This window comes from Pectobacterium colocasium, from assembly GCF_020181655.1.
Taxonomy (GTDB): Bacteria; Pseudomonadota; Gammaproteobacteria; order Enterobacterales; family Enterobacteriaceae; genus Pectobacterium; species Pectobacterium colocasium.
Map to the genome: position 1 here is coordinate 1,016,245 of NZ_CP084032.1, position 18,407 is coordinate 1,034,651.

15 protein-coding genes and 1 pseudogene are annotated in these 18,407 nt (G+C 49.9%); 5 read left to right on the forward strand and 11 right to left on the reverse strand.

Translation table 11 applies throughout. From position 1 onward, the window contains the following. Window positions 1-162: 162 nt before the first annotated feature. On the reverse strand, window positions 163-1,536 hold the full coding sequence (locus LCF41_RS04525; protein ID WP_225088098.1) for an esterase-like activity of phytase family protein: 1,374 nt from the start codon (window positions 1,534-1,536) through the stop codon (window positions 163-165). Window positions 1,537-1,670: 134 nt separating this feature from the next. Continuing rightward, a complete protein-coding gene (locus LCF41_RS04530; protein WP_225087070.1) occupies window positions 1,671-2,870 on the reverse strand; it encodes a multidrug efflux MFS transporter in 1,200 nt (399 codons plus the stop codon). Between the two features lie 411 nt (window positions 2,871-3,281). Between LCF41_RS04530 and azuC the strand changes: the two genes are divergently transcribed. After that, complete coding sequence (azuC, locus tag LCF41_RS22405) at window positions 3,282-3,338, forward strand: stress response protein AzuC (RefSeq protein ID WP_125176151.1); 57 nt, start codon at window positions 3,282-3,284, stop codon at window positions 3,336-3,338. Between the two features lie 108 nt (window positions 3,339-3,446). Here azuC and LCF41_RS04540 read toward each other — a convergent pair whose 3' ends face one another. From LCF41_RS04540 to LCF41_RS04555, 4 genes are all read right to left on the reverse strand, one after another. Beyond that, the gene (locus LCF41_RS04540) at window positions 3,447-5,315 is read right to left on the reverse strand and encodes an Svx/AvrXca family virulence/avirulence protein (protein WP_225087071.1); all 1,869 of its coding nucleotides are present in this window, start codon (window positions 5,313-5,315) and stop codon (window positions 3,447-3,449) included. Between the two features lie 180 nt (window positions 5,316-5,495). Beyond that, the gene (locus LCF41_RS04545; RefSeq protein ID WP_225087072.1) at window positions 5,496-6,812 is read right to left on the reverse strand and encodes a purine-cytosine permease family protein; all 1,317 of its coding nucleotides are present in this window, start codon (window positions 6,810-6,812) and stop codon (window positions 5,496-5,498) included. Between the two features lie 14 nt (window positions 6,813-6,826). Beyond that, window positions 6,827-7,516 carry a helix-turn-helix transcriptional regulator gene (locus LCF41_RS04550; RefSeq protein WP_225087073.1) on the reverse strand — a complete coding sequence of 230 codons (690 nt, stop codon included), beginning with the start codon at window positions 7,514-7,516 and terminating at the stop codon, window positions 6,827-6,829. Between the two features lie 29 nt (window positions 7,517-7,545). Beyond that, window positions 7,546-7,959 (reverse strand): GNAT family N-acetyltransferase, encoded by a 414-nt coding sequence (locus tag LCF41_RS04555; protein ID WP_225087074.1) that lies wholly within the window; start codon window positions 7,957-7,959, stop codon window positions 7,546-7,548. A gap of 666 nt (window positions 7,960-8,625) precedes the next feature. Here LCF41_RS04555 and yafN point away from each other — a divergent pair. From yafN to LCF41_RS04575, 4 genes and pseudogenes are all read left to right on the forward strand, one after another. Further along, on the forward strand, window positions 8,626-8,919 hold the full coding sequence (yafN, locus tag LCF41_RS04560; protein WP_225087075.1) for a type I toxin-antitoxin system antitoxin YafN: 294 nt from the start codon (window positions 8,626-8,628) through the stop codon (window positions 8,917-8,919). Then, window positions 8,916-9,321: pseudogene (locus LCF41_RS04565) on the forward strand (type II toxin-antitoxin system YafO family toxin). Before yafN ends, LCF41_RS04565 begins: the two are co-directional and overlap by 4 nt. Window positions 9,322-9,650: 329 nt before the next feature. Further along, a complete protein-coding gene (gene fhuE / locus LCF41_RS04570) occupies window positions 9,651-11,873 on the forward strand; it encodes a ferric-rhodotorulic acid/ferric-coprogen receptor FhuE (RefSeq protein ID WP_225087076.1) in 2,223 nt (740 codons plus the stop codon). A gap of 147 nt (window positions 11,874-12,020) precedes the next feature. After that, entirely contained in the window at window positions 12,021-12,224 is a 204-nt protein-coding gene (locus LCF41_RS04575; protein WP_225087077.1) for an AAA family ATPase, read from the forward strand. 63 nt (window positions 12,225-12,287) lie between these two features. On the opposite strand, the gene LCF41_RS04580 is transcribed toward LCF41_RS04575, so the two are convergent. The 5 genes from LCF41_RS04580 to LCF41_RS04600 all read right to left on the reverse strand — a co-directional run bounded on the left by LCF41_RS04580 (window position 12,288) and on the right by LCF41_RS04600 (window position 17,889). Further along, on the reverse strand, window positions 12,288-12,857 hold the full coding sequence (locus LCF41_RS04580; protein ID WP_225087078.1) for a fimbrial protein: 570 nt from the start codon (window positions 12,855-12,857) through the stop codon (window positions 12,288-12,290). A gap of 17 nt (window positions 12,858-12,874) precedes the next feature. Beyond that, on the reverse strand, window positions 12,875-13,909 hold the full coding sequence (locus LCF41_RS04585; RefSeq protein WP_225087079.1) for a hypothetical protein: 1,035 nt from the start codon (window positions 13,907-13,909) through the stop codon (window positions 12,875-12,877). Window positions 13,910-13,925: 16 nt separating this feature from the next. Then, the gene (locus LCF41_RS04590) at window positions 13,926-14,675 is read right to left on the reverse strand and encodes a fimbrial biogenesis chaperone (RefSeq protein WP_225087080.1); all 750 of its coding nucleotides are present in this window, start codon (window positions 14,673-14,675) and stop codon (window positions 13,926-13,928) included. A gap of 37 nt (window positions 14,676-14,712) precedes the next feature. Beyond that, window positions 14,713-17,253: a fimbria/pilus outer membrane usher protein gene (locus tag LCF41_RS04595; RefSeq protein ID WP_225087081.1), complete on the reverse strand. Its 2,541-nt coding sequence runs from the start codon at window positions 17,251-17,253 to the stop codon at window positions 14,713-14,715. Between the two features lie 87 nt (window positions 17,254-17,340). Further along, window positions 17,341-17,889 (reverse strand): fimbrial protein, encoded by a 549-nt coding sequence (locus tag LCF41_RS04600; protein WP_225087082.1) that lies wholly within the window; start codon window positions 17,887-17,889, stop codon window positions 17,341-17,343. Between the last annotated feature and the right edge of the window lie 518 nt (window positions 17,890-18,407).

The following is an 18,407-nucleotide window of genomic DNA, read 5'->3' on the forward strand; positions in this document are numbered from 1 at the left end:
TTTGCACTGTTTGGTGAGTGGGTCTGGGAGTAGCTCATTGATTTTTCTTATTAAAAATCAATGAGCATAAAACGTTATTCCTGCCATTTTTTTGGGATTGACTAGTCTTTTGCACTGCTTTTGGGGGCAGGCGCTAAACACTGTCTTGGTAAAAGTAAGATCTTATTGAAAAGGTGACTCCAGCGGTTGTGCCAGATGAATCACCCAGAGCTCATTGTCGGCCTCTGGCTTCTGTAGCGGTTTGATTGCCAATGTCGTATCAACCGCCTTGCCATTCCGCGTCAGTTTGCCATCGGCAGTCACCTGATAATCGTCCGCGTTGTCTTTCGCTTTTATCGGGGATTGCAACACGGATTGCAGGCCAAAGTCGTTGTCGTTGATAATGGCCAGCGTTTGTTTATCGACCAGCGCCAGACCTTCCACTTTCTCCTGCTGCCAGCCGAGCTGACGCAGATCCACCAACTCCTGTTTGTGCGCCAGCGTAATGCCGCGCTTTTCCAACTGGGCGAGATCGTCAAATTCCGGCGATTTGCCGTTGGCATCGAACGGCGTCAGGTCGCTCGCTTTGCTGAGATCGACCAGATAGATGCGGTTCTGCATCTGTTTGTCTTTATCCACACCTTGCTCGACCAGCAGAATACGCTGATTATCCAGCGCTACGATGTCGCCGATCTTGGCATCTTTCGCTTTCTTGTAGCGGTCGATATTGATGGGGTAGCCCAGCATGCGGCTGGTTTGGGTTTCCGGGTTAAACATCACCAGGCGCGTAAACTGCGCTTTGTTTTTGGTTTTGCCGTCGATATCCAGCGTGCTTTGCACTGCCATGACGATCGTGCCATCCGGCAGGCGGGTCAGACCTTCAAAACCGCGATTCGGCTGACGCCACTTGATGACATTGGGTAAGCCGCTGGCAACCGAGTGTTCGTTATCCGCCGGCGTTGGCCCGAATTTTTGCAGAATCTTCCCGCTGGCATCAACGTGGATCAGAAACGGGCCGTATTCGTCACACAGCCAGAAACCGCCGTTGCCGTCCGGCGTAATTCCTTCGGTGTCCAGCCCGCGCTGGCTGGTGCTGAGCGGTTGCAGTGCGTCATTCAATGCCATTTCGTTAGTGGTGCCGATAAAGTCTGCTGGCAGCGGCAGGCCAGTGATATTGCCCTCGGTATCGTGCAGCGGGCGAGGATTGCCCGCCTCGGCGGCTTTCGCGCTGACGCGAATATCCATCATCAACGGCGCGTAATCAGGGCTGGCGAAGATCTTGGCCTCTTTCTCGCCGACCAGCGGCGCATCGGCATTCGGGCCGCGATCGGTGACGGTGACGAACATCAAGTCATCACCCTGTTTACCCGTGAAATAGAGACCGGAACCAATGCCAACAGGCAGACCGTTGGGGAAATTCTGAGCGAATTTGCCCTGATACGCCACACGTTCGCTGGCTGGGAAGGTGACGATATAGCGCGTCACTTTTTCTCCCGCGGCCTGAACGCTGAACGGCAAAAATCCGGCAACCAGCAGTGCTAACAACGTGTGTTTCATGGTGTTTGCTCTATAAGATGAATCGATCTGATTGAGGTATTGTCGGAGCATAGATAACCGATATGTCAGTTCTGTGATCGCATGGCTGATTTGGTAATCAAATGCGGTTTTCATCCTCTCTCACGGTTAAAAAGTTATCTCTGGATTTTTTTGTGTGGATTCCTGAAAGCGAAAAAGAGCTGGAGCGTGTTGCACAGCACCAGGAAGGCGGTGATGACGAACACCCAGCGGAATCCCATCATGGCGGATACACCGGAACCGACCAGCGGCCCCAGTACGTTGCCCAGATACATGAATGACTGGTTATAGCCGAAGATACGGCCCGTCACCTGCTGGCTGCTGTATTTGACTAACAGCGCCTGCACGGTCGGCATCAGTGCGCCATCGGCAAAGCCTAGCATAAAGCGCAGGATACCAAGCTGTGTGGGGCTTTTTACCGCCGCCATGATCAGGAACAGTAGTACGCTGATGGCCAGTGCGGCGATCAGAACGCGGTGTGCGCCGATTCGATCGCCTAAACGACCCAGGCGGGGGGCGGATAGCAGGGCGGATACGCCGGGAATGGCCGCAATCACGCCGCTGATAAAGGCGATGTTGTCCGTGCCGGGCGTTAGATCGCGGATGAACAGGGTGAGAATGGGGCTAATGGAGCCGTTCGCCATCTGGATCATCATCGTCGTAATGAACAGGCAGATAATGAGTGCTGGATATGGTAGGGAAGCAAAGACGGCTTTCCCGCTGAGCCGATTCTCTTTGGTGACTTTAACCACGCTCTCTTTTATCGCGAAAAGCGTAATCAGGAAACTGGTAAACAACATGCCGCCAGTGATGAAAAAGACGATGCGTAGCCCGATATAATCGGCCATAAAGCCGCCAAATAAGGGGCCGAGAATGACACCGGCGATCTGCCCGGTCGATAGCATACCCAGCGCCCAGCCGCTTTTTTCACGTGGAACCTGCGAGGCGATCAGCGCCATCGCGTTGGGTATGTACCCGGAAGTCAGCCCCATCAGCGTGCGCAGGATGAACAGGTGCCACACGTTGGTCGCCAGCCCTTGCAACGACATCACGACGGCCATGCCAAGCGCGGCGCGCAGTAGCATAAGCTTGCGGCCTTTACGGTCGGCGAGGCTTCCCCACAGTGGCGCGACGGCGGCGGAGACGAGAAAAGACGAACTAAAAATCAAGCCGGACCACAGGCTCAGCGATTCGTGCGAGTGAACGCCAAGCTGCTCAATGTACAGCGGCAGGAAGGGTAATATCTGGCTCATGGCCAGCCCGGTGAAAAAGCATCCCAGCCAGGCAGAGAAGAGGTTAAGTTTCCAGGTTTCCATGGGGGTCGGAATAGGCCTTCATCAGCGAATAACCAATGGCGAAACCGTGGTGACTGCGCGCAAAAAAGTGTGCTAACCGACAGTGAATGGCGCTCAATTAATAACGGACAGTGACTAAAATTTCGTCTTTCATCATGAGCATAGCATAGCCAGCGGCGTAGTGGTCACTGAGGGTAATGATTCGCAACAAAAGAAAATCAGCGTGGGAAGCAGGCGGGAATAGGGGAAAGTGTCGGTGAATTTTATTATGTGATGTATATCACAAAAAATTGGCTTTTGAACCATAGGGGTTGTACAATTCACCACCATAAGGCAGCCCACTGCCACGTAAGGCAAGAGTAATTCCATCGCGTAATCAGAATAACGAGCTAAGTCAATAAGGTGAAAAAAGTGCGTAACTTCTTTAAAAAAATGCTGGCGGCTTACCTGAATACTTATAAAGACGTACCGCCCGGCGCACTATTCTAAGAATCTGTGCTATGCAAGCAGGCCGCCATCATGGCGGCCTGTGTATTTATGGGGAGCCGAGAACCAACACAACGTGGTTCTGAGTCGGTTCCCCTTTTTGTGGTGATCTTACTTCGTGCTGTAGACCGGAACGGCCGTCACTTCTGGCACGGCTTCGGTCAGGTAAGCACCGGCTGCGCTGCTTTTGACTTCATTTTCATCAATAAAGCCATAGAACACGCCTTGCGACGCAGAAGTACCGCGAATTTCCGCATCTCCACGCATCTGCGCATTGCCTGACAGTACAATGCCGCGTTCAAACGCACCCGGCCCCATGAAGACCGTATGCAGCCGCGCGTTATCGCGTACGACGGTATTGCCTTGCAGCACCGTCAGGCCGCTAACGACAGCACGCCCTTCTACTGTTCCGTTCAGAATCGTTGCACGATCTTCAATTCTGGCGTTATCCCTTACCGTACCGCCGATGACGCGAGCATAAGGCCCGACGTATGCGGTAGGGGCAACATTGGCTGCGTTGGAGACCCAGCCGCCGCCGTTTGGATGGCGAGAGCCGTTAGCGGTTGGATTTGGCGCACCAGGCTGGCTGCCTTCCGGCCAGACACCAGTGAAATCAGCCATCCACGGGTAGCGGTAAAGGGAGTAGTAAGCCTGATCCCATTTGATCTTCTGCATTTGCGATGGTGTGCCCATGACCACCATGTAAATGCCGCGATCGTCCTGACGGATCGTGAAGTTTTTCACCGTGGCAGAGGCGCCGCGTTGTAGCTCGCTGTAGCGAGAAACGCCATCCGCTCCGATAGCGACAATCCCCCAGCGCCAGTCGGAATTAGGCTGTGGCATCGTTGCCGGATCGTTCTTCAACCCAGGGAAGCGGGTAATGGCAGATTTGCTCTGCACCATGCCACGGAATTTGACGGTGATTTGCGTCGCGCCACTTTCTGGGATCAGCCGGACGATGTTGTAGCCCAACTGCTGTGGAGCTTGATCGAACGGGACAGAGAAACGGCGGAGGTTGGCGCTGGCACCGACAACCGGCTCAAGCGTCGTGGTTCTCAGCAGACGGTCAGCGTTATCCTGACTGGGTTGTAGCGCACCATAGCCACCGTAGGTTGTGCGATAAAAACGACCACGGTCAAAACCGTCTGGATCGATGTAATCCCAGTTGACGTTGTGCATCGCCCAGTCGCCGAAGACATCGTTGAATTCAGACTGGCTCCAGCCCATGTTGGTACGCAGAACGGACAGCGGATCGGCGGTAGACTGGCCGCTTTCGCCTCCTTTCGGTGCTTTTGACCACATATCGTTGATAGCGCTATAGCCAAAGCGATTCTTCAGGTACTCCATAAACGACCAGTTGCAGTAACGGTTACGCGTCGAACCCAGATAAATATGCGGGTAGTTGACCTGCATTTCCGAACAGTGTGCTGACGTACCGCGGAATTCATCCATCTGGTGCGTCATCCAGTTCGCGTGGGATTCCCAAATCCAGCCAACGTAGTCTTCTCCTCCTGCGGTTCGGAAGCTGCCGATTTGCGCCTGTAGTGCATGAGTAAATTCATGCGCCAGCCCCCAGTTATCCTTGAGTGACGCTGGACCGATCCATACCCCCATGCTGCCACCGCCCGCAACTCCCCCGCTGAGCCCAAAGGTGGGATCGATGTGAATATTGGCTTTATATTTCACGGTCTGCTTGCAATAAGGCTCGGGGAACTGAATTTGTTTAATAAACTTATCCCAAATTTGTTCCAGTTTCTGCCCTGCGGCAACCGCATCATTACGGTTAACGTCGTTATTATTCCAGCGGAAGGCAAAATGCTCGGTCTGGTATTTCACGGAAGGCATATCGGTGATGGAATTATCCACCTGCCAGTTACCTGTGACACAAGCCTCAGCAGCGTTTGCCGTATTGACCATTAAGGCACCGCTTAAAACGAGTAGGCAGTTTAACGGCGTGAGAAGTGTTTTTATTTTTGACATAAATCCTTTTCCTAGCAGGAATATTGCTAATCAGCCTTATTATTTCAAGTGGAAATTCTCTGTTGATAAATAAGACCCATCCCAAGGCCATCATGGCCTGTTTCTCTTAAGTAAAAATATATCAACCTCTGTAGGAAGAGGTCGGTTGGATTATAGATTAATTTTTTCCTGTTACCTATTTCATTTTAAATTTTGGTTATGTTTGAGTTTCCTAAAATACACATAATTGTTGGTGTAATGCTTTATTATCCAATAAAGGATACTGGCTGCCAGTAACGAATTAAACGCCGGCACGCCCCATTCAAAGGCTAATCCAACGATGGCGCCGACAATGCTGGCAATAATAGCGGCCCAGCCAATTAGCGGTGTTTGTGCGCTATCCGGTAATTGGCCTTCGGCACGGCTGGCGTCGAGCAGCGCTCTGTGAGTGCGTAAAATATAATAATCAATCAGCATCACACCGATAATTGGGGGGAATAGCACGCCTAATAGCGTCAGGAAATCAATGAAACGATCCAGAATACCGGCGACGGAAAGCGCTGTGCCGATGACACCAATCACCAGGGTGATCGAGACATAGCGTAATTTTCTCCCCGTAACGCCCTCTATGGCATTGGCGATTCCCAAAGAGGAGGAATAAAGGTTGATATCGTTTACTCTCAGTGTCGAAAATATAACGGCAACCAGCCCGATGCCGCCAGCTGCCTGAGACATGATCGTCACAACATCTGCGGTATTGAGTGCGCGGGCAATAATGATGGCGAGGCCATTTACAATAAATTCCCCGACGATAATCGACAGCATCGTCATCCAGAAAACATGTTTTCCTGTTTGAGAATAGCGCGTCATATCTGGAGTAATTAAGCTGGCGACGATGCAACCGCCGACAACCATTGTTGCGCCGGCGCTAATAGAAATTGCCGCGCCATTAGGGGCGGACGCGATCAGTTCGGCAATATTGTGGCCGGAGAGCGTCATGATCGAGATATAGCCGACGACGATGACAAACATTGGTACGGCAATTTTGGCGGTGAAGCGTAATGCTCTAAAACCGAAGGCAACGAGTAGCGTCAGTGCAATACCGGACAGGGCGGCAGACCAGCCAAAACCGAGCTTATCCGCCATCGCGAAGTTGAGCGCTTTGGCGAATACGGCATTCTGAACGCCGAACCAGCCGATGAGACTCACGGCGATGACCAGCCCAATCAGGACGGAACCAATACGGCCAAAGCCGCACCAGCGTGCGAGCAGGCTGCCCGACATCCCTTCTTTCATCCCGGCGTAGCCCAGCCCCACGGTTACTACGCCAAAAATGACGCTGCCAATAAAGATGGCGAGAAATGCCTGACTCAGCGTCATGGAATGGCCAAGCACCGCACCTAACATAAACTGATCTAATGCGGTTAACATGCCGATATGGACTAATGCCACATTTAAAAAAGGCAGCCGGACACTCAGCGGAACGCGACTGACGGGGTAATCATCTATTTTTTCCATAGGGATATGTTCTCTTATATAAATTGAATGCCTTTCTCGATGAGCGAATGCGGAATATAACCATCGATGCCAAGATGGCGACAAAATTCCTCAAATTGAGGTAAGGAATGTGTTTCTGCCTTTTGATACATATTATATATTCTGTTCTCTATTGTTTTCGGTGAAACGTTCATCTTTCTGGCAATTTCTTTATTCGATAAACGCTGTAATAGCAGAAAAATAATATCAAGTTCTGATTGAGTGAAAATGCTGGTTGTTAATTCGGTTTGTAACGTAGTTGGCTTCTTTTGGTCTATATAGATGAGTGGCGACCGCGTATCCAGCGGTCTGGCATTCCACATCGTACCAATACAACGCTTGTTTTCATCAAAGATGGGGATCTTTTCGCTGACGAAAGGCGTCAGCGCTTTCTTTCCATACCAATAATGTGTTTCGATGACAGTGACTCTTTGCTCACTGTTTTCTGTGAGCCTGTCATGTTCTTTTAAATCGTCAGAAAGTTCTGCCCAACTGGCAGGAAATTCATCATCTAGTCGCCCTTCAATATCAAAACGCATTGGCGTATTGGTATAGAGATAAGCGGCTTTATTCATATAAACATGGCGCGATGATAAGTCTTTAATACCCCATGGTTCATTTAAACACTCCATCATAATAATCAGATTGCGAATATAATCAGTCATGTTTGTTTGTGATGATGGCATCCTGCCCTCCTTAATAGGCCGGAATTAATTCAACGGATCAATTTAGCTAAATAATGTCGAGTATGTCTGTGCGCATATCCCGGTAGGTTTCCATATTCTTTGTATCCCAATTTTTCATAGAACCCTTTGGCCTGGAATTCGAACGTATCTACGTAAGCTAGATGGCAACCACGCTTTAACGCTTCTTTTTCAGCAAACTGCATGAGTTGACGACCCAGTCCGCTTTTACGATATTTCTCACTTACCCAAAGATATTGAACTTCTAATGCCCCCCACCAGGTTCTGGAGATTAACCCAGCGATAATATTATTTTCATCGTCTTTGAAATTTAAAAAGAGAGGGAAAATATCAACAGTGTCATACTGTTCGTTGTGTTTCCAAAGGCTTGCTATTACAAATTCTTCTTCATCTGAATCTGGTGTGTGAGTAATATGTAGATTCATTACAATAAGACCTCATTATTAGCACGCTAAATTATACTTCTAATGTGAATGTTTCTTTATCATATCAAAAATATTTATGCAAGAGTGGATTTCCCTCGTTCTTAGGTTGCTGTATCGCTCTATGATAAGAAACACAATCTGCTATTTGTTGATTGTATTCAGGTAAAAATCAGAAAGTCAGTACGGATTTGCCTCACCAGGGAAAATATCCGATAATTTATAATGAAACCCATGTGTTGTCGAAAAATATGTTTTTTTATGAGTAGGTTACTTCTCTATTTTTCTCCTTGAGCAACTTATCATTCAGCCCGGTTTATGTCAGCGAAATGCCATCGTGGTTTCGCTGGCATTCCTCTCTTGTTTATCTCCTCTGCCAACGTATGTTGCAAAAGCCCCTCTTGCTGGCCTAATGCTGTTCACTTAAGCATGGATTTAGGGGGAAACACGGTGATGAGGTTCCCGTAGGGATACCTCGCACCGTGGTAGCCCCCGGTATCTCGATTCTTAAACGATCGGCATTACTCTTGCTGGCCAGTCGTCATGCGGAATGGATCGATATTTACCATTCATAGCATGGAGTCAACACTGTTTGTTTCATGAATACATAAAATGATGTATATTTTGATGTATATAATAATGGTGGCTAGAACATGTGACAGGTGATTTATGGAGCGTATTCTTGCTGAAAAATCTATTAACATCACTGAGTTAAGAAAAAAACCAGCCAAGTATTTTATTGATGAACCCGTTGCTGTGCTTTCTAACAATCGGCCTGCCGGTTATATGGTCAGTGCCAAGGTCTTTGAAGCTCTGATTGACCTATTGGAAGATAAGCAGGGCAGAGTGCATACCGCAACGCGTTTCAGGCCAACCGCTGAACGTTTAAGTGATATTGCGGATAGTGGGGCGGCGCTCCTGAAAAACGCTTCTGATAAGGATCTGAACGAGTTCACGGAATGAGCATCAGGATTTTCAAGTCTATGTTGCTTTGTCAACAATTGAGCCAGCAAGAGCTGGACGATTTAGTCGCGGACTTCCTGTCTTATAAACAGGATGGCATGTTGCCTGATACTTTTGGCCGTGATGCGCATCTATGATGATGACCGCACCTATCTATTGGTAAGAAAAGAGCAAGTAGCCCACATCCATCTTGCTGATGCGCATACGCCTTTCCCCAAGTTCTTACGTCAGTTCAAAAGAACCAGCGATAAAGCCCATTTAGTCTACTGCCAAAGTGCGATGGAGCCTGATATCTATCTGCTGATAATCATTTTAAAGCCTGAAGCGCATAAGATGGCACGAAACAATAACAATATGCACAAGGTTGGGGTGATGGCAGAAGCGTTCAGAATGAAATATTGAATGGCCTCTTAAAATACGTAGGTGCCTTCAACATATCGAGTGTTCCATGCGTCCTCCTTTGTCATTTTTCACAAATAGTCGCGCTGCCGCTGGCCGTGCTTGGGCTGAGCGGACTGTTGTAAATGTCTCGAATGTTCTTTTTGTAACATACCTTGTTAACGGTATGGTGATTTGCTCTTTTCTATCTAATTGTATTTTAAGTGAATTAATCCTTTCTTTGAAATAACAATAATAATGCGTATAGTTATCATTTTCTTTTCTGTGCAAATGTTGACAAAAAACGCCTCAGCATCTCGCCAATACCACCATCAGTTAACCGAGGATATGCCATGTCTTTTGGAGTTACTCGCGCCGAAAAAACGCGCGTTTGTGATTCTTCGCTGGTCGGAGCAAAACCATTCGGAGTCTCTCTTCTCGCCCTGTTGATTTCAGCTTCTTTCCTGCCTGCTCAGGCTATTGCCGAAGAAACCCCAGCCTCAGGTGATACGCTTGTCGTCAGCGCTAACGCCAATGCTAACGCAGAGGCCAGCGACCCGCAGGATTACAGCGTGAAAGTGACTAATGCCGGAACGAAGATGACGCTGACGCCGCGTGATATCCCGCAGTCGGTGAGCGTTATCAGCCAGCAGCGTATCGAGGATCAAGGGTTGCAGACGATTGGCGAGGTCATGGCAAACACGACCGGTGTGTCCTCTAAAATTATCGACTCCGAACGTGCGACGTATTTCGCTCGCGGTTTCCGTATCAATAACTACCTGTTTGATGGTATTCCAACGGTGGTTGACGATATCTGGAACTTTGGTGATTCAGCTTCGGACACGGCGATCTACGATCGTATCGAAGTGGTGCGTGGGGCGACCGGGTTAATGACCGGAACGGGTAACCCTTCTGCTGCGGTAAACATGGTGCGCAAGCATGCGAACAGCCGTGAATTCAAAGGCTCGGTATCCGGCAGCTACGGCTCGTGGGATAAACAGCGGATGGTGGCCGATTTGTCTGCGCCGCTGACAGAATCCGGCAACGTGCGTGGCCGTGTAATTACGGGCTATCAGGATAATGATACCTGGCTCGATCGTTACCATAGCCGCAAGAAATTCGTCTACGGCGTGATTGATGCCGATGTGACAGATTCCACCACGTTATCCTTTGGTTATGATTATCAGGACAATCACAATACTAGCTCAACGTGGGGAGGCTTGCCGACGTGGTACAGTGATGGCAGCCGTGTTCGTTTTGATCGCAGCCTTAACTCCGCGCCAAACTGGAGTTATACCGACTCAACGTCGAAAAAAGTGTTTGCCGGTTTGACCCAGCGTTTTGATAACGGCTGGCAGGTGCGTATGAACGGTACGCATGACGAGACGAACTTTGATTCGAAACAGATGTATGCCAACGGTTTCCCAGACAAAAACACAGGGCTGCTTGTTGACCCTTACTATCCTGCTTATAACGCTGGTGCTTATGGTGGATGGAATAGAGGGAAGCGTAAAATCGATTCTGTCGATACCTACGTGACTGGTCCCTTTGAGCTGCTCGGTCGTCAGCATGAGCTGGTTTTGGGGGCGAGTTATAGTAAACAGAGCAATAGCTATGATAACTCTTATCCTACAAGCGCAATCACTCCAGAGGATATCGGTAATTATTTCAACTGGAATGGCAATCTTGCCGATCCTACATGGAGTTCCTGGCAGCCTTACGAAAATGCTACGACACGCCAGAAATCAGCTTATACTTCGGCACGCTTCTCGCTGGCTGATCCATTGCATTTGATCGTCGGTGCACGTTACACCGACTGGAGTGTGGCAGGATCCTCGGATAGCGATAGCAGAAACCGCATTACGCCGTATGCGGGGCTGGTGTATGACATCAACGATACCTGGTCGACGTATGCCAGCTATACCGATATCTTTCAGCCGAATAACAAACGCGACATCAACAAAACCTATCTACAGCCGACGACAGGCAGAAACTACGAAACGGGTCTGAAAGGGGATTGGTATAACAGTCGTCTGACCGCATCAGTTTCGGTTTTCCGTATCGAACAGGATCACGTAGCGCAGACGAATAGTGCTCGCTTTGCTGGGTCGAACGAGACAATTTATTACGCTGTTGACGGTGTCGTTAGTAAAGGTATCGAGTTTGAAGTGAACGGTGCGGTAACAGACAACCTGCAAATGACGTTTGGCGGTTCGCGCTATGTTGTTGACGATCAGGACGGTAAGTCGGTCAATCCAGAACAGCCGCGCACATCGTTCAAACTGTTTACCCGCTACCAATTGCCAACGCTGCCGGAGTTAACCGTGGGCGGCGGTGTGAACTGGCAAAATGGCATCTGGCAGGAAGGTTCTGGCCCGCAAAACACCACGCTGCGTGCCGAGCAGGGCAGCTACGCGCTGGTTAATCTGTTTGGTCGCTATCAGGTGACCAAGCAACTGGCGGTGCAGGCGAATATCAACAACCTGTTTGATAAAGAGTACTACGACTACCTTGCACCTTATGCCGTGTATGGTACGCCGCGTAGCGTCTCGATGACCGTTAACTATGCGTTCTAGCTTGCGTTGATGCGAGTGACTTTCCCTGCGATGCGATGAGCTGTCGTTGGGAACCTGCATGGCGCCCGTATCTCAGCGATATGGGCGCTTTTTCTTTTACCGCTATGCTAGGATATTTTCACTCATTACCCGTCAGGAAGACTGAGAATGATCTCAACGCAATACATCAGCCGAATCGCGCTGGCACATGAAAAGGTGGACTCATTCGAGGTTTATCCGTTTTCTATTCCGTCGATTCGCTCGCTGGGTAAGCTGGAGTTACACCCGAAAGCCACCTTTTTTATCGGCGAGAATGGCTCAGGAAAATCCACGCTGTTAGAAGCCATTGCCGTTTCGATGGGCAGTGAGTGAATAATGCGTGTGCCGCCAGTGTTGGGTAAATAACATGACGGCGTTGGCTTTACCCTCAATTCACTATAAATAGCTTAAGGTGAAGTTCGCCGTTGCCATGAAATCACCGGACTGAATCAGATCGTCGCGTATTTTTTCGATGCGGGCCGAAAAGGGAATGGTGTTGTCCCCGCTTTGCAGCACAATGTTGTCCGTACTGCTGTTGATGCCGACCAGTTTGTCCGCATGATAAATACCAACCGCGATGCCTTTGGCACCGGATGAGGAATCCAGCGCCAGTCGATTAGGCAAGAGTGGCTCCTCTTTTCCTGAAAAGCGGATGGTGACGTTTTGGTAGGTATCCAGATTGCAGTCTGTGAGGTTAATCGCGAAGTCGTGCCATTCGCCGTAGCGATTAGCCTTTAAATAGCGCGAAGAGACTTCGCTCATATCCACCACAATCGCTTTGCTATCCGCACTGACATTACAGGCGGCGTTGACGACGAGAACGTGAAACGTTACTTCATGGTCGTCCATTGATGATACCTGCTGAGCGATGGACTCTCCCGAAGGAAGCGTCAGGATGCCGAGTGTAAACGCGAGCAGCGCGCGGTATGGCCGGGTTTTTATTGCTGTATTGTTATTGTTTATCATCGTTGCGATCCCATGGGTTAATGATAATTAAACCGCAGAATAATGTTTTTCTCGGTATCGCCTACCACCGCGGGGCCGGAGGCGTAGAGCCGGGCCGTATAGCGCCGTTCGATCACGCCGCTCGATGCTGTCAGGCCGTCAACCAGACCGATGAACTGGTTAAACACTATGTTATTGCCACTGCGCGTATCTTCGATTTTCAGCGTGGCGCCATTTCCCATATTCATGCCGTCTATCCCGACGAGTGAATTTCCCCGCGACGAGGCATCAAAGTTGATGTCCAGATCGAACCCCTTGCCGCAGTCTTCTCCGCCGTCGGTTGATACGTTGATGTGGAAGTCTGTTTGCGCCAGTGCATTCGCTTCTGTACCAGCCCATGCTCTGACCGTACCAAAATCAACATAGCTGTCGGGCGAAACGTTAATCTTTGCGGCGCACTGCATAATGTCGATGCCGTGTAGTCCTGACAAGCTTAAGCCATAGTTGCTGTCGGGCTTGTTATTGATGCCCCCTTCGCCGTCGATCTGGAAGACGCGCAGCGCATCCACGCCTGCGGTGGTATCGGTGATATTCCCCGTTTTTTCGAGATAAAGCTGCACTGTGACATTCAGCATGGTTGGGTTGGCTGGCGGTGTTGAACCGCTGGGGCCCGGTGCGATCCACTGTCCGGTGGATACACGGGAGGCGGTGGTGCCGCCATTGGTAATGACACCGAGATCCTGACCGTTATAGATGATGCCAATGCCAACCCCCTGACTGATGACCTTACCTTCGGGATTGGGATAGAAGTAGGACATCTCACCCTGTGGGCGTACGGATTTATATGCCCAGCAGGCCAGACTGCGGGTATAGGGTTTTGACGTCCAGAGGCGGCTGCCAATAGGCAATGTCGCTGGGATTTTGAGCGTACCGATATCCTCATAATCGTTTACCGGGCCAGTCACGGTGCCCAGCCGACATTCCAGTGCGCTGGCGTTAAACGTCGTTAAGCTGAAAAAGAGCGACGCGCAGAGAGCGACATGGCGATGTTGATGAATAGCTAACCAAGACATGGCGGTTCCCTATTGTTTATTGATGGGGCGTGGGCTGGCACTGGTTTTGTACGCAGGTGAAAGGCAGTTCCAGGTGGCCGCCGTAGTCGTTGACGTAGTACAGATAGAAGCGATCGATTGCCCCGTCATTCATCTCAACCGGCAGAGTGGTGCGCGGCGCGATCATAAAGGCGTTCCCTTTCAGTAGGCTGGCAGGATTGGTGCGCGCCGCTTTAGGCTGTTTTAGGATGGCGCTTACCGTGATGTAGTACGGCGTTGGGTTTTCTACCTGAAAGGTGTTTCCCGTTTTTCGGATCGTCAGTTTTTCCTGCCAGATTTCATCCTTAGCGGGTTTTACGCCGCGGGGACGGAAGAACACCTTAATTTCAGACTGAATGGCGATCTGTAATACGTTGGGTTTTTCCGCTTTGGGGGGAATTTCCCGGACGTTGAGGTAAAACAGCGATTCGCGGTCGGCTGGCAATTGGCTGATTTGCTCGGTCTTGACCAGACGGATCAGGCTATATCCTTTCGCTTCGATGCGCTGTAACGGTGGCAGCACCATCAGCGGCGTATTCACTTTATTGTGCTTATCGTCTGTCAGCCAGGACTGTGCCAGAAACGGATTCTCCGCGTTTTGGTTCATCAACATGACCGTCGCGGATTGTTCCTCGTCGTTAAAAATAACGCGGGTGCGATCGAGACTCAGGGCGCTATACGCCGAAGGCAGCAAAAACAGGCCGCCGATGAGGAATCCTGCAACTCGCTGATAAAATGGGTGTTTCATAACGTACTCTCCAGACTTGTCTATTTCTTCGCGCCGCTTATTTACAGGGAAGCAGCAGCGCATCAAGGTGATGTAAGGTCGCGGGCAGGGTGATGGAACACTGCGTTCTTCCCTCCCAGATGACGGACAGCGTTTCACCAGGCGAGACGCCCGTGATATAGGCTTGTCCGCCGTTAGTGACCATGGCGATATCACGGCCTTTCTTGTTTTTGATCTGCGCGGCAAACGGGGGATATGCGCCGTTGACCAGCGCAATGTGCGCCATGATTTTTTCCCCGCTAACGACGTCGAATTTGCGGTAACCAATTGCCCCTTCGGTCAGCGTGCCTTGCACCACCGTCGTCATGGCCTCGATGTTCTGCGGTAATTTCTGTACATCAATCCGGGTTGATACGTCGTAGTAGCTACTGGTGCCCGCAATCACGGCCAGACCGTAGCGGTTAGTTTCAACCTGGCTGCCAGTGAACGGCACGCCCGGCTGCTCGGTATCGACCATGATGCGGGTGCCACCCTGATTGCCTTTCGGGTGTGCCGCCACGCCGTGGCGAGTTGCGGTAATGCCGCCACGCAGCGAACCGTTCAGGTAGGTATAACGATCCTGCTGCCAGGAGACGCCTACGGTGGCATCTGTCATCGGCGCCAGATGGGTATAGTTACCGCTCAGGTAGGTGTGCTCTTTGCTGTCGTACCGCGTGCTCAGGTTCCAGGTTCGGCGCGGGTCGGTGTTATTGGAATAGGTGAGTGCCTGATTGCTGCTGTTGTTATAGCGTCCCATGCTGTAGCTCAGGCGCTCCTTATCCCCGAGTGGAATGGAAAAGCTCAGGTACAGGCTGTCATCGGTACGGCGGTTGAATTCGGTGCGATAGGCCGAGACATTGGCGGCAATCCCTTTAAATGCGCCGATATCAAAGTACTTGTTCAGCGAAATCCCGTAGCGATCCTGCTCGGCTTCATTCCAGTAGGTCTGGCGTGTATAGGTGATGTAGGTTGAGAGTCCACTCAGTAGTGAAGATGATTCCTGCGTCGCGAAGTTTTTTGAGAGCGTAATGGTGTAGCGCTCTTTTTCATTGCGATAGCGGTTATCCAAATTCAGCGCATAAAGATACTGCGCCATGCTCATGTAGGTCTTTTCTGAAAAGCGGTAGCCCGCGAAGCTGATCTGGCTATCGATCGAATTGAAATACTTAGACCAGTTGAGTGAGAAAGCATGCCCGACTTGCGACGAGGATGTGTCTGGAAGCGTCGCGCGTGACTGCGTGACGTCAGCGGACAGCGCGCCCAGCAGGTAGAGGTTTTTCCCGATGCCTGCTGACCAGGACTGGTAGCCATCAGACAAAATACTGCCGCCGTACACCGACCAGGCGTTAGATAGCCCCCATGAGGCTTCGGCGGCAGAAAATGCAGGGCCTTGCAGGCGATGGTTGGTTGTCGAGGGTTTACCAGCGGCGAGTTTGTACTGAACATGTCCTGGCCGCGTCAGGTAAGGCAGATTAGCCGACTCGGTCTGGAATGTTGTCACCGTGCCGTCTTCCTCCGTCACGCGAACATCCAGCGTGCCGCTGACGCCGTTCTTCATATCCTGAATCGCAAAGGGGCCGGCAGGCACGGTGGTTTCATAGATCAGCCTGCCATTTTGCGTGACGGTCACCGTCGCGTTCGATTTGGCGACGCCGCGAATTTCTGGCGCATAACCGCGTAGTGAAGGAGGCAGCATGTTCTCGTTGTTGGCTAATGACGCGCCGGTAAAACGGTAGCTATCGAACAGATTGCTGCTGAAATACATTTCACCCAGCTTGAGATCGGCCGAAAGCGTTGGCAGCGGACGATAGGCGTAAAACTGATCCCACGAAAAGCTATCGCGGTTCGCGTTGCGCGACTTTTGCAGAAAATAACGATAATCGGCACGGTAACGCCAGGCTCCCAGATTGAACCCCGTGGTGCCATAGCTGCTGAGATAGTGTGTTGTGCCTCTTCCATGGGTATCTCGACGGACGTTTCCGACCAGATTGTAATCCAATAGCGCGCCGCCGATGCCGTGATCCCATTGCTCGGGCGGAATCCAGTTTTGATCGCTATAGGCTAACCACGCCTGTGGGATCGTAATATTCAGCGTTCCCATACCGATCTGGTTAGAGACCTTCACACCGGCAATCGGGGTCAGATCGACACAGCTTTCGTTATGCCAGAATTCGATTTTGTCGCGGGCTTCTTTCTTCAACGCCAGCTTATCGACGAGTTCGGGGGGGAGGCAGGCCGTTGGGCGGGATTGAGTATTGCCTTCCGGCAGATAGTGAATGATCTGCTGTTGTATTTCACGCGAGTTCACTTTGATTGATAAAAGATAAGCTCCGGGGGTGACGTATTCGGGATCGGAAAAATGGCTAAGATCAATGTCACTACGCTCATCGACATCCAGTACATCAACGTTAAATTCCGTTGCACTGATCGATGTTGTACTCAAAGAAAAAATAAAAACGCTATAGCGAAATAGCGCCGATTTTACGTTTTCTTTGAGCGTTATATTCTTCATTGCCATAGGAATATGTGCTTGAGTAGATGCCGCGTTGTGGTTATTCATTCATGTCAGCCGACATGAATGAATAAGGTGCAAGGGGAGGATGTCTCCCCATTTTTTTCCCATACAGTGTGGCTAGCCGATCAATATTTATTGATAGGACACGACAAAGTTAGCGGTGCTGGCGAAAGAACCTGTAGTCACGGCAGGTGCCTCTCCTTCCTGTGGAGTAGGAAGCTTGGTTACATAAGACGTGAAGGAGAAAATGTTGTCTCCATTTGCCAGTGGTGTGGCGGGAACGGCTGGCGTGGTTCCATCAAACTTAATTTTTTCACCGATGCGTTCGACTGCAATACCTGCACCCCCAGCACTGCCGTTTAATGCCAGCAGTTCATTATTGGTGCCGGATGCCACGCCGCCGGAGAAAACAATTTTGGCGCTGGTCGCGGTATCCAGACTGCAATCTCTTAATGTGATATCGAACGGCTTAATTTCTGACGTGCCGCCGTTTTCCAGCACGGTTTTGCTGATTTCACCAAACTCGATCGTTTGGTGCAGATCTTCCTGAGAGACGGAGCAGGGGGTATCAATAATTTTTCCTTTGAACGTCACAGAACCATTATGTGAATCTGCGGCATAGGCACTGAAAGAAAATACCACGGGGATGAGGGACGTCAGGGCGATCTTTGATAATTTCATATTGTGCTCTCTCTGTTGGTTACTCTATTTAAAAGATGAACGCTATGCACGAGTGCTTTTCCGTATTCATGCATAACGGATCGTTGCTGCTCTTTTTGAATGACTCTATTGGTTGGCTGATGGTTGATTACCTTTCGTATGGCAATATATTCATCAGCCGCCAACCCAGATTGCTCTGGAACGAGGTGAATAGTAGGGTTATGGGATATTGCAGTCAAATATATTGATTTAAATACTTTTATTTAGTTTAAATGTTTTAAATTTACGTTTATTTAGATTTTTGTTCTATTTAGTGTTTTTCTGCTTTCGGGAGGTATTAAGGGGTAAAAATATAAATTCAGACATAAATCATGTTAATTCAACGCGTTATTTAGTATTCCCTTGCTTTGTATGGCTATGGTGTAAGGTCTCTGTCTTTTTATAAAAATAATGAAATGTCTTTTTATTTATATTGTTCTTAAACGAATGTTAAATAACCTTTGACAATAAATTGGTAAGTTTTATATCCTTGACTGATA

Bases quoted from the DNA above. Each gene is read 5' to 3' on its own strand.
- LCF41_RS04525 (WP_225088098.1), bottom strand. From the start codon at position 1,536: ATGAAACACACGTTGTTAGCACTGCTGGTTGCCGGATTTTTGCCGTTC.
- LCF41_RS04530 (WP_225087070.1), bottom strand. From the start codon at position 2,870: ATGGAAACCTGGAAACTTAACCTCTTCTCTGCCTGGCTGGGATGCTTT.
- LCF41_RS04540 (WP_225087071.1), bottom strand. From the start codon at position 5,315: ATGTCAAAAATAAAAACACTTCTCACGCCGTTAAACTGCCTACTCGTT.
- LCF41_RS04545 (WP_225087072.1), bottom strand. From the start codon at position 6,812: ATGGAAAAAATAGATGATTACCCCGTCAGTCGCGTTCCGCTGAGTGTC.
- LCF41_RS04550 (WP_225087073.1), bottom strand. From the start codon at position 7,516: ATGCCATCATCACAAACAAACATGACTGATTATATTCGCAATCTGATT.
- LCF41_RS04555 (WP_225087074.1), bottom strand. From the start codon at position 7,959: ATGAATCTACATATTACTCACACACCAGATTCAGATGAAGAAGAATTT.
- yafN (WP_225087075.1), top strand. From the start codon at position 8,626: ATGGAGCGTATTCTTGCTGAAAAATCTATTAACATCACTGAGTTAAGA.
- fhuE (WP_225087076.1), top strand. From the start codon at position 9,651: ATGTCTTTTGGAGTTACTCGCGCCGAAAAAACGCGCGTTTGTGATTCT.
- LCF41_RS04575 (WP_225087077.1), top strand. From the start codon at position 12,021: ATGATCTCAACGCAATACATCAGCCGAATCGCGCTGGCACATGAAAAG.
- LCF41_RS04580 (WP_225087078.1), bottom strand. From the start codon at position 12,857: ATGATAAACAATAACAATACAGCAATAAAAACCCGGCCATACCGCGCG.
- LCF41_RS04585 (WP_225087079.1), bottom strand. From the start codon at position 13,909: ATGTCTTGGTTAGCTATTCATCAACATCGCCATGTCGCTCTCTGCGCG.
- LCF41_RS04590 (WP_225087080.1), bottom strand. From the start codon at position 14,675: ATGAAACACCCATTTTATCAGCGAGTTGCAGGATTCCTCATCGGCGGC.
- LCF41_RS04595 (WP_225087081.1), bottom strand. From the start codon at position 17,253: ATGAATAACCACAACGCGGCATCTACTCAAGCACATATTCCTATGGCA.
- LCF41_RS04600 (WP_225087082.1), bottom strand. From the start codon at position 17,889: ATGAAATTATCAAAGATCGCCCTGACGTCCCTCATCCCCGTGGTATTT.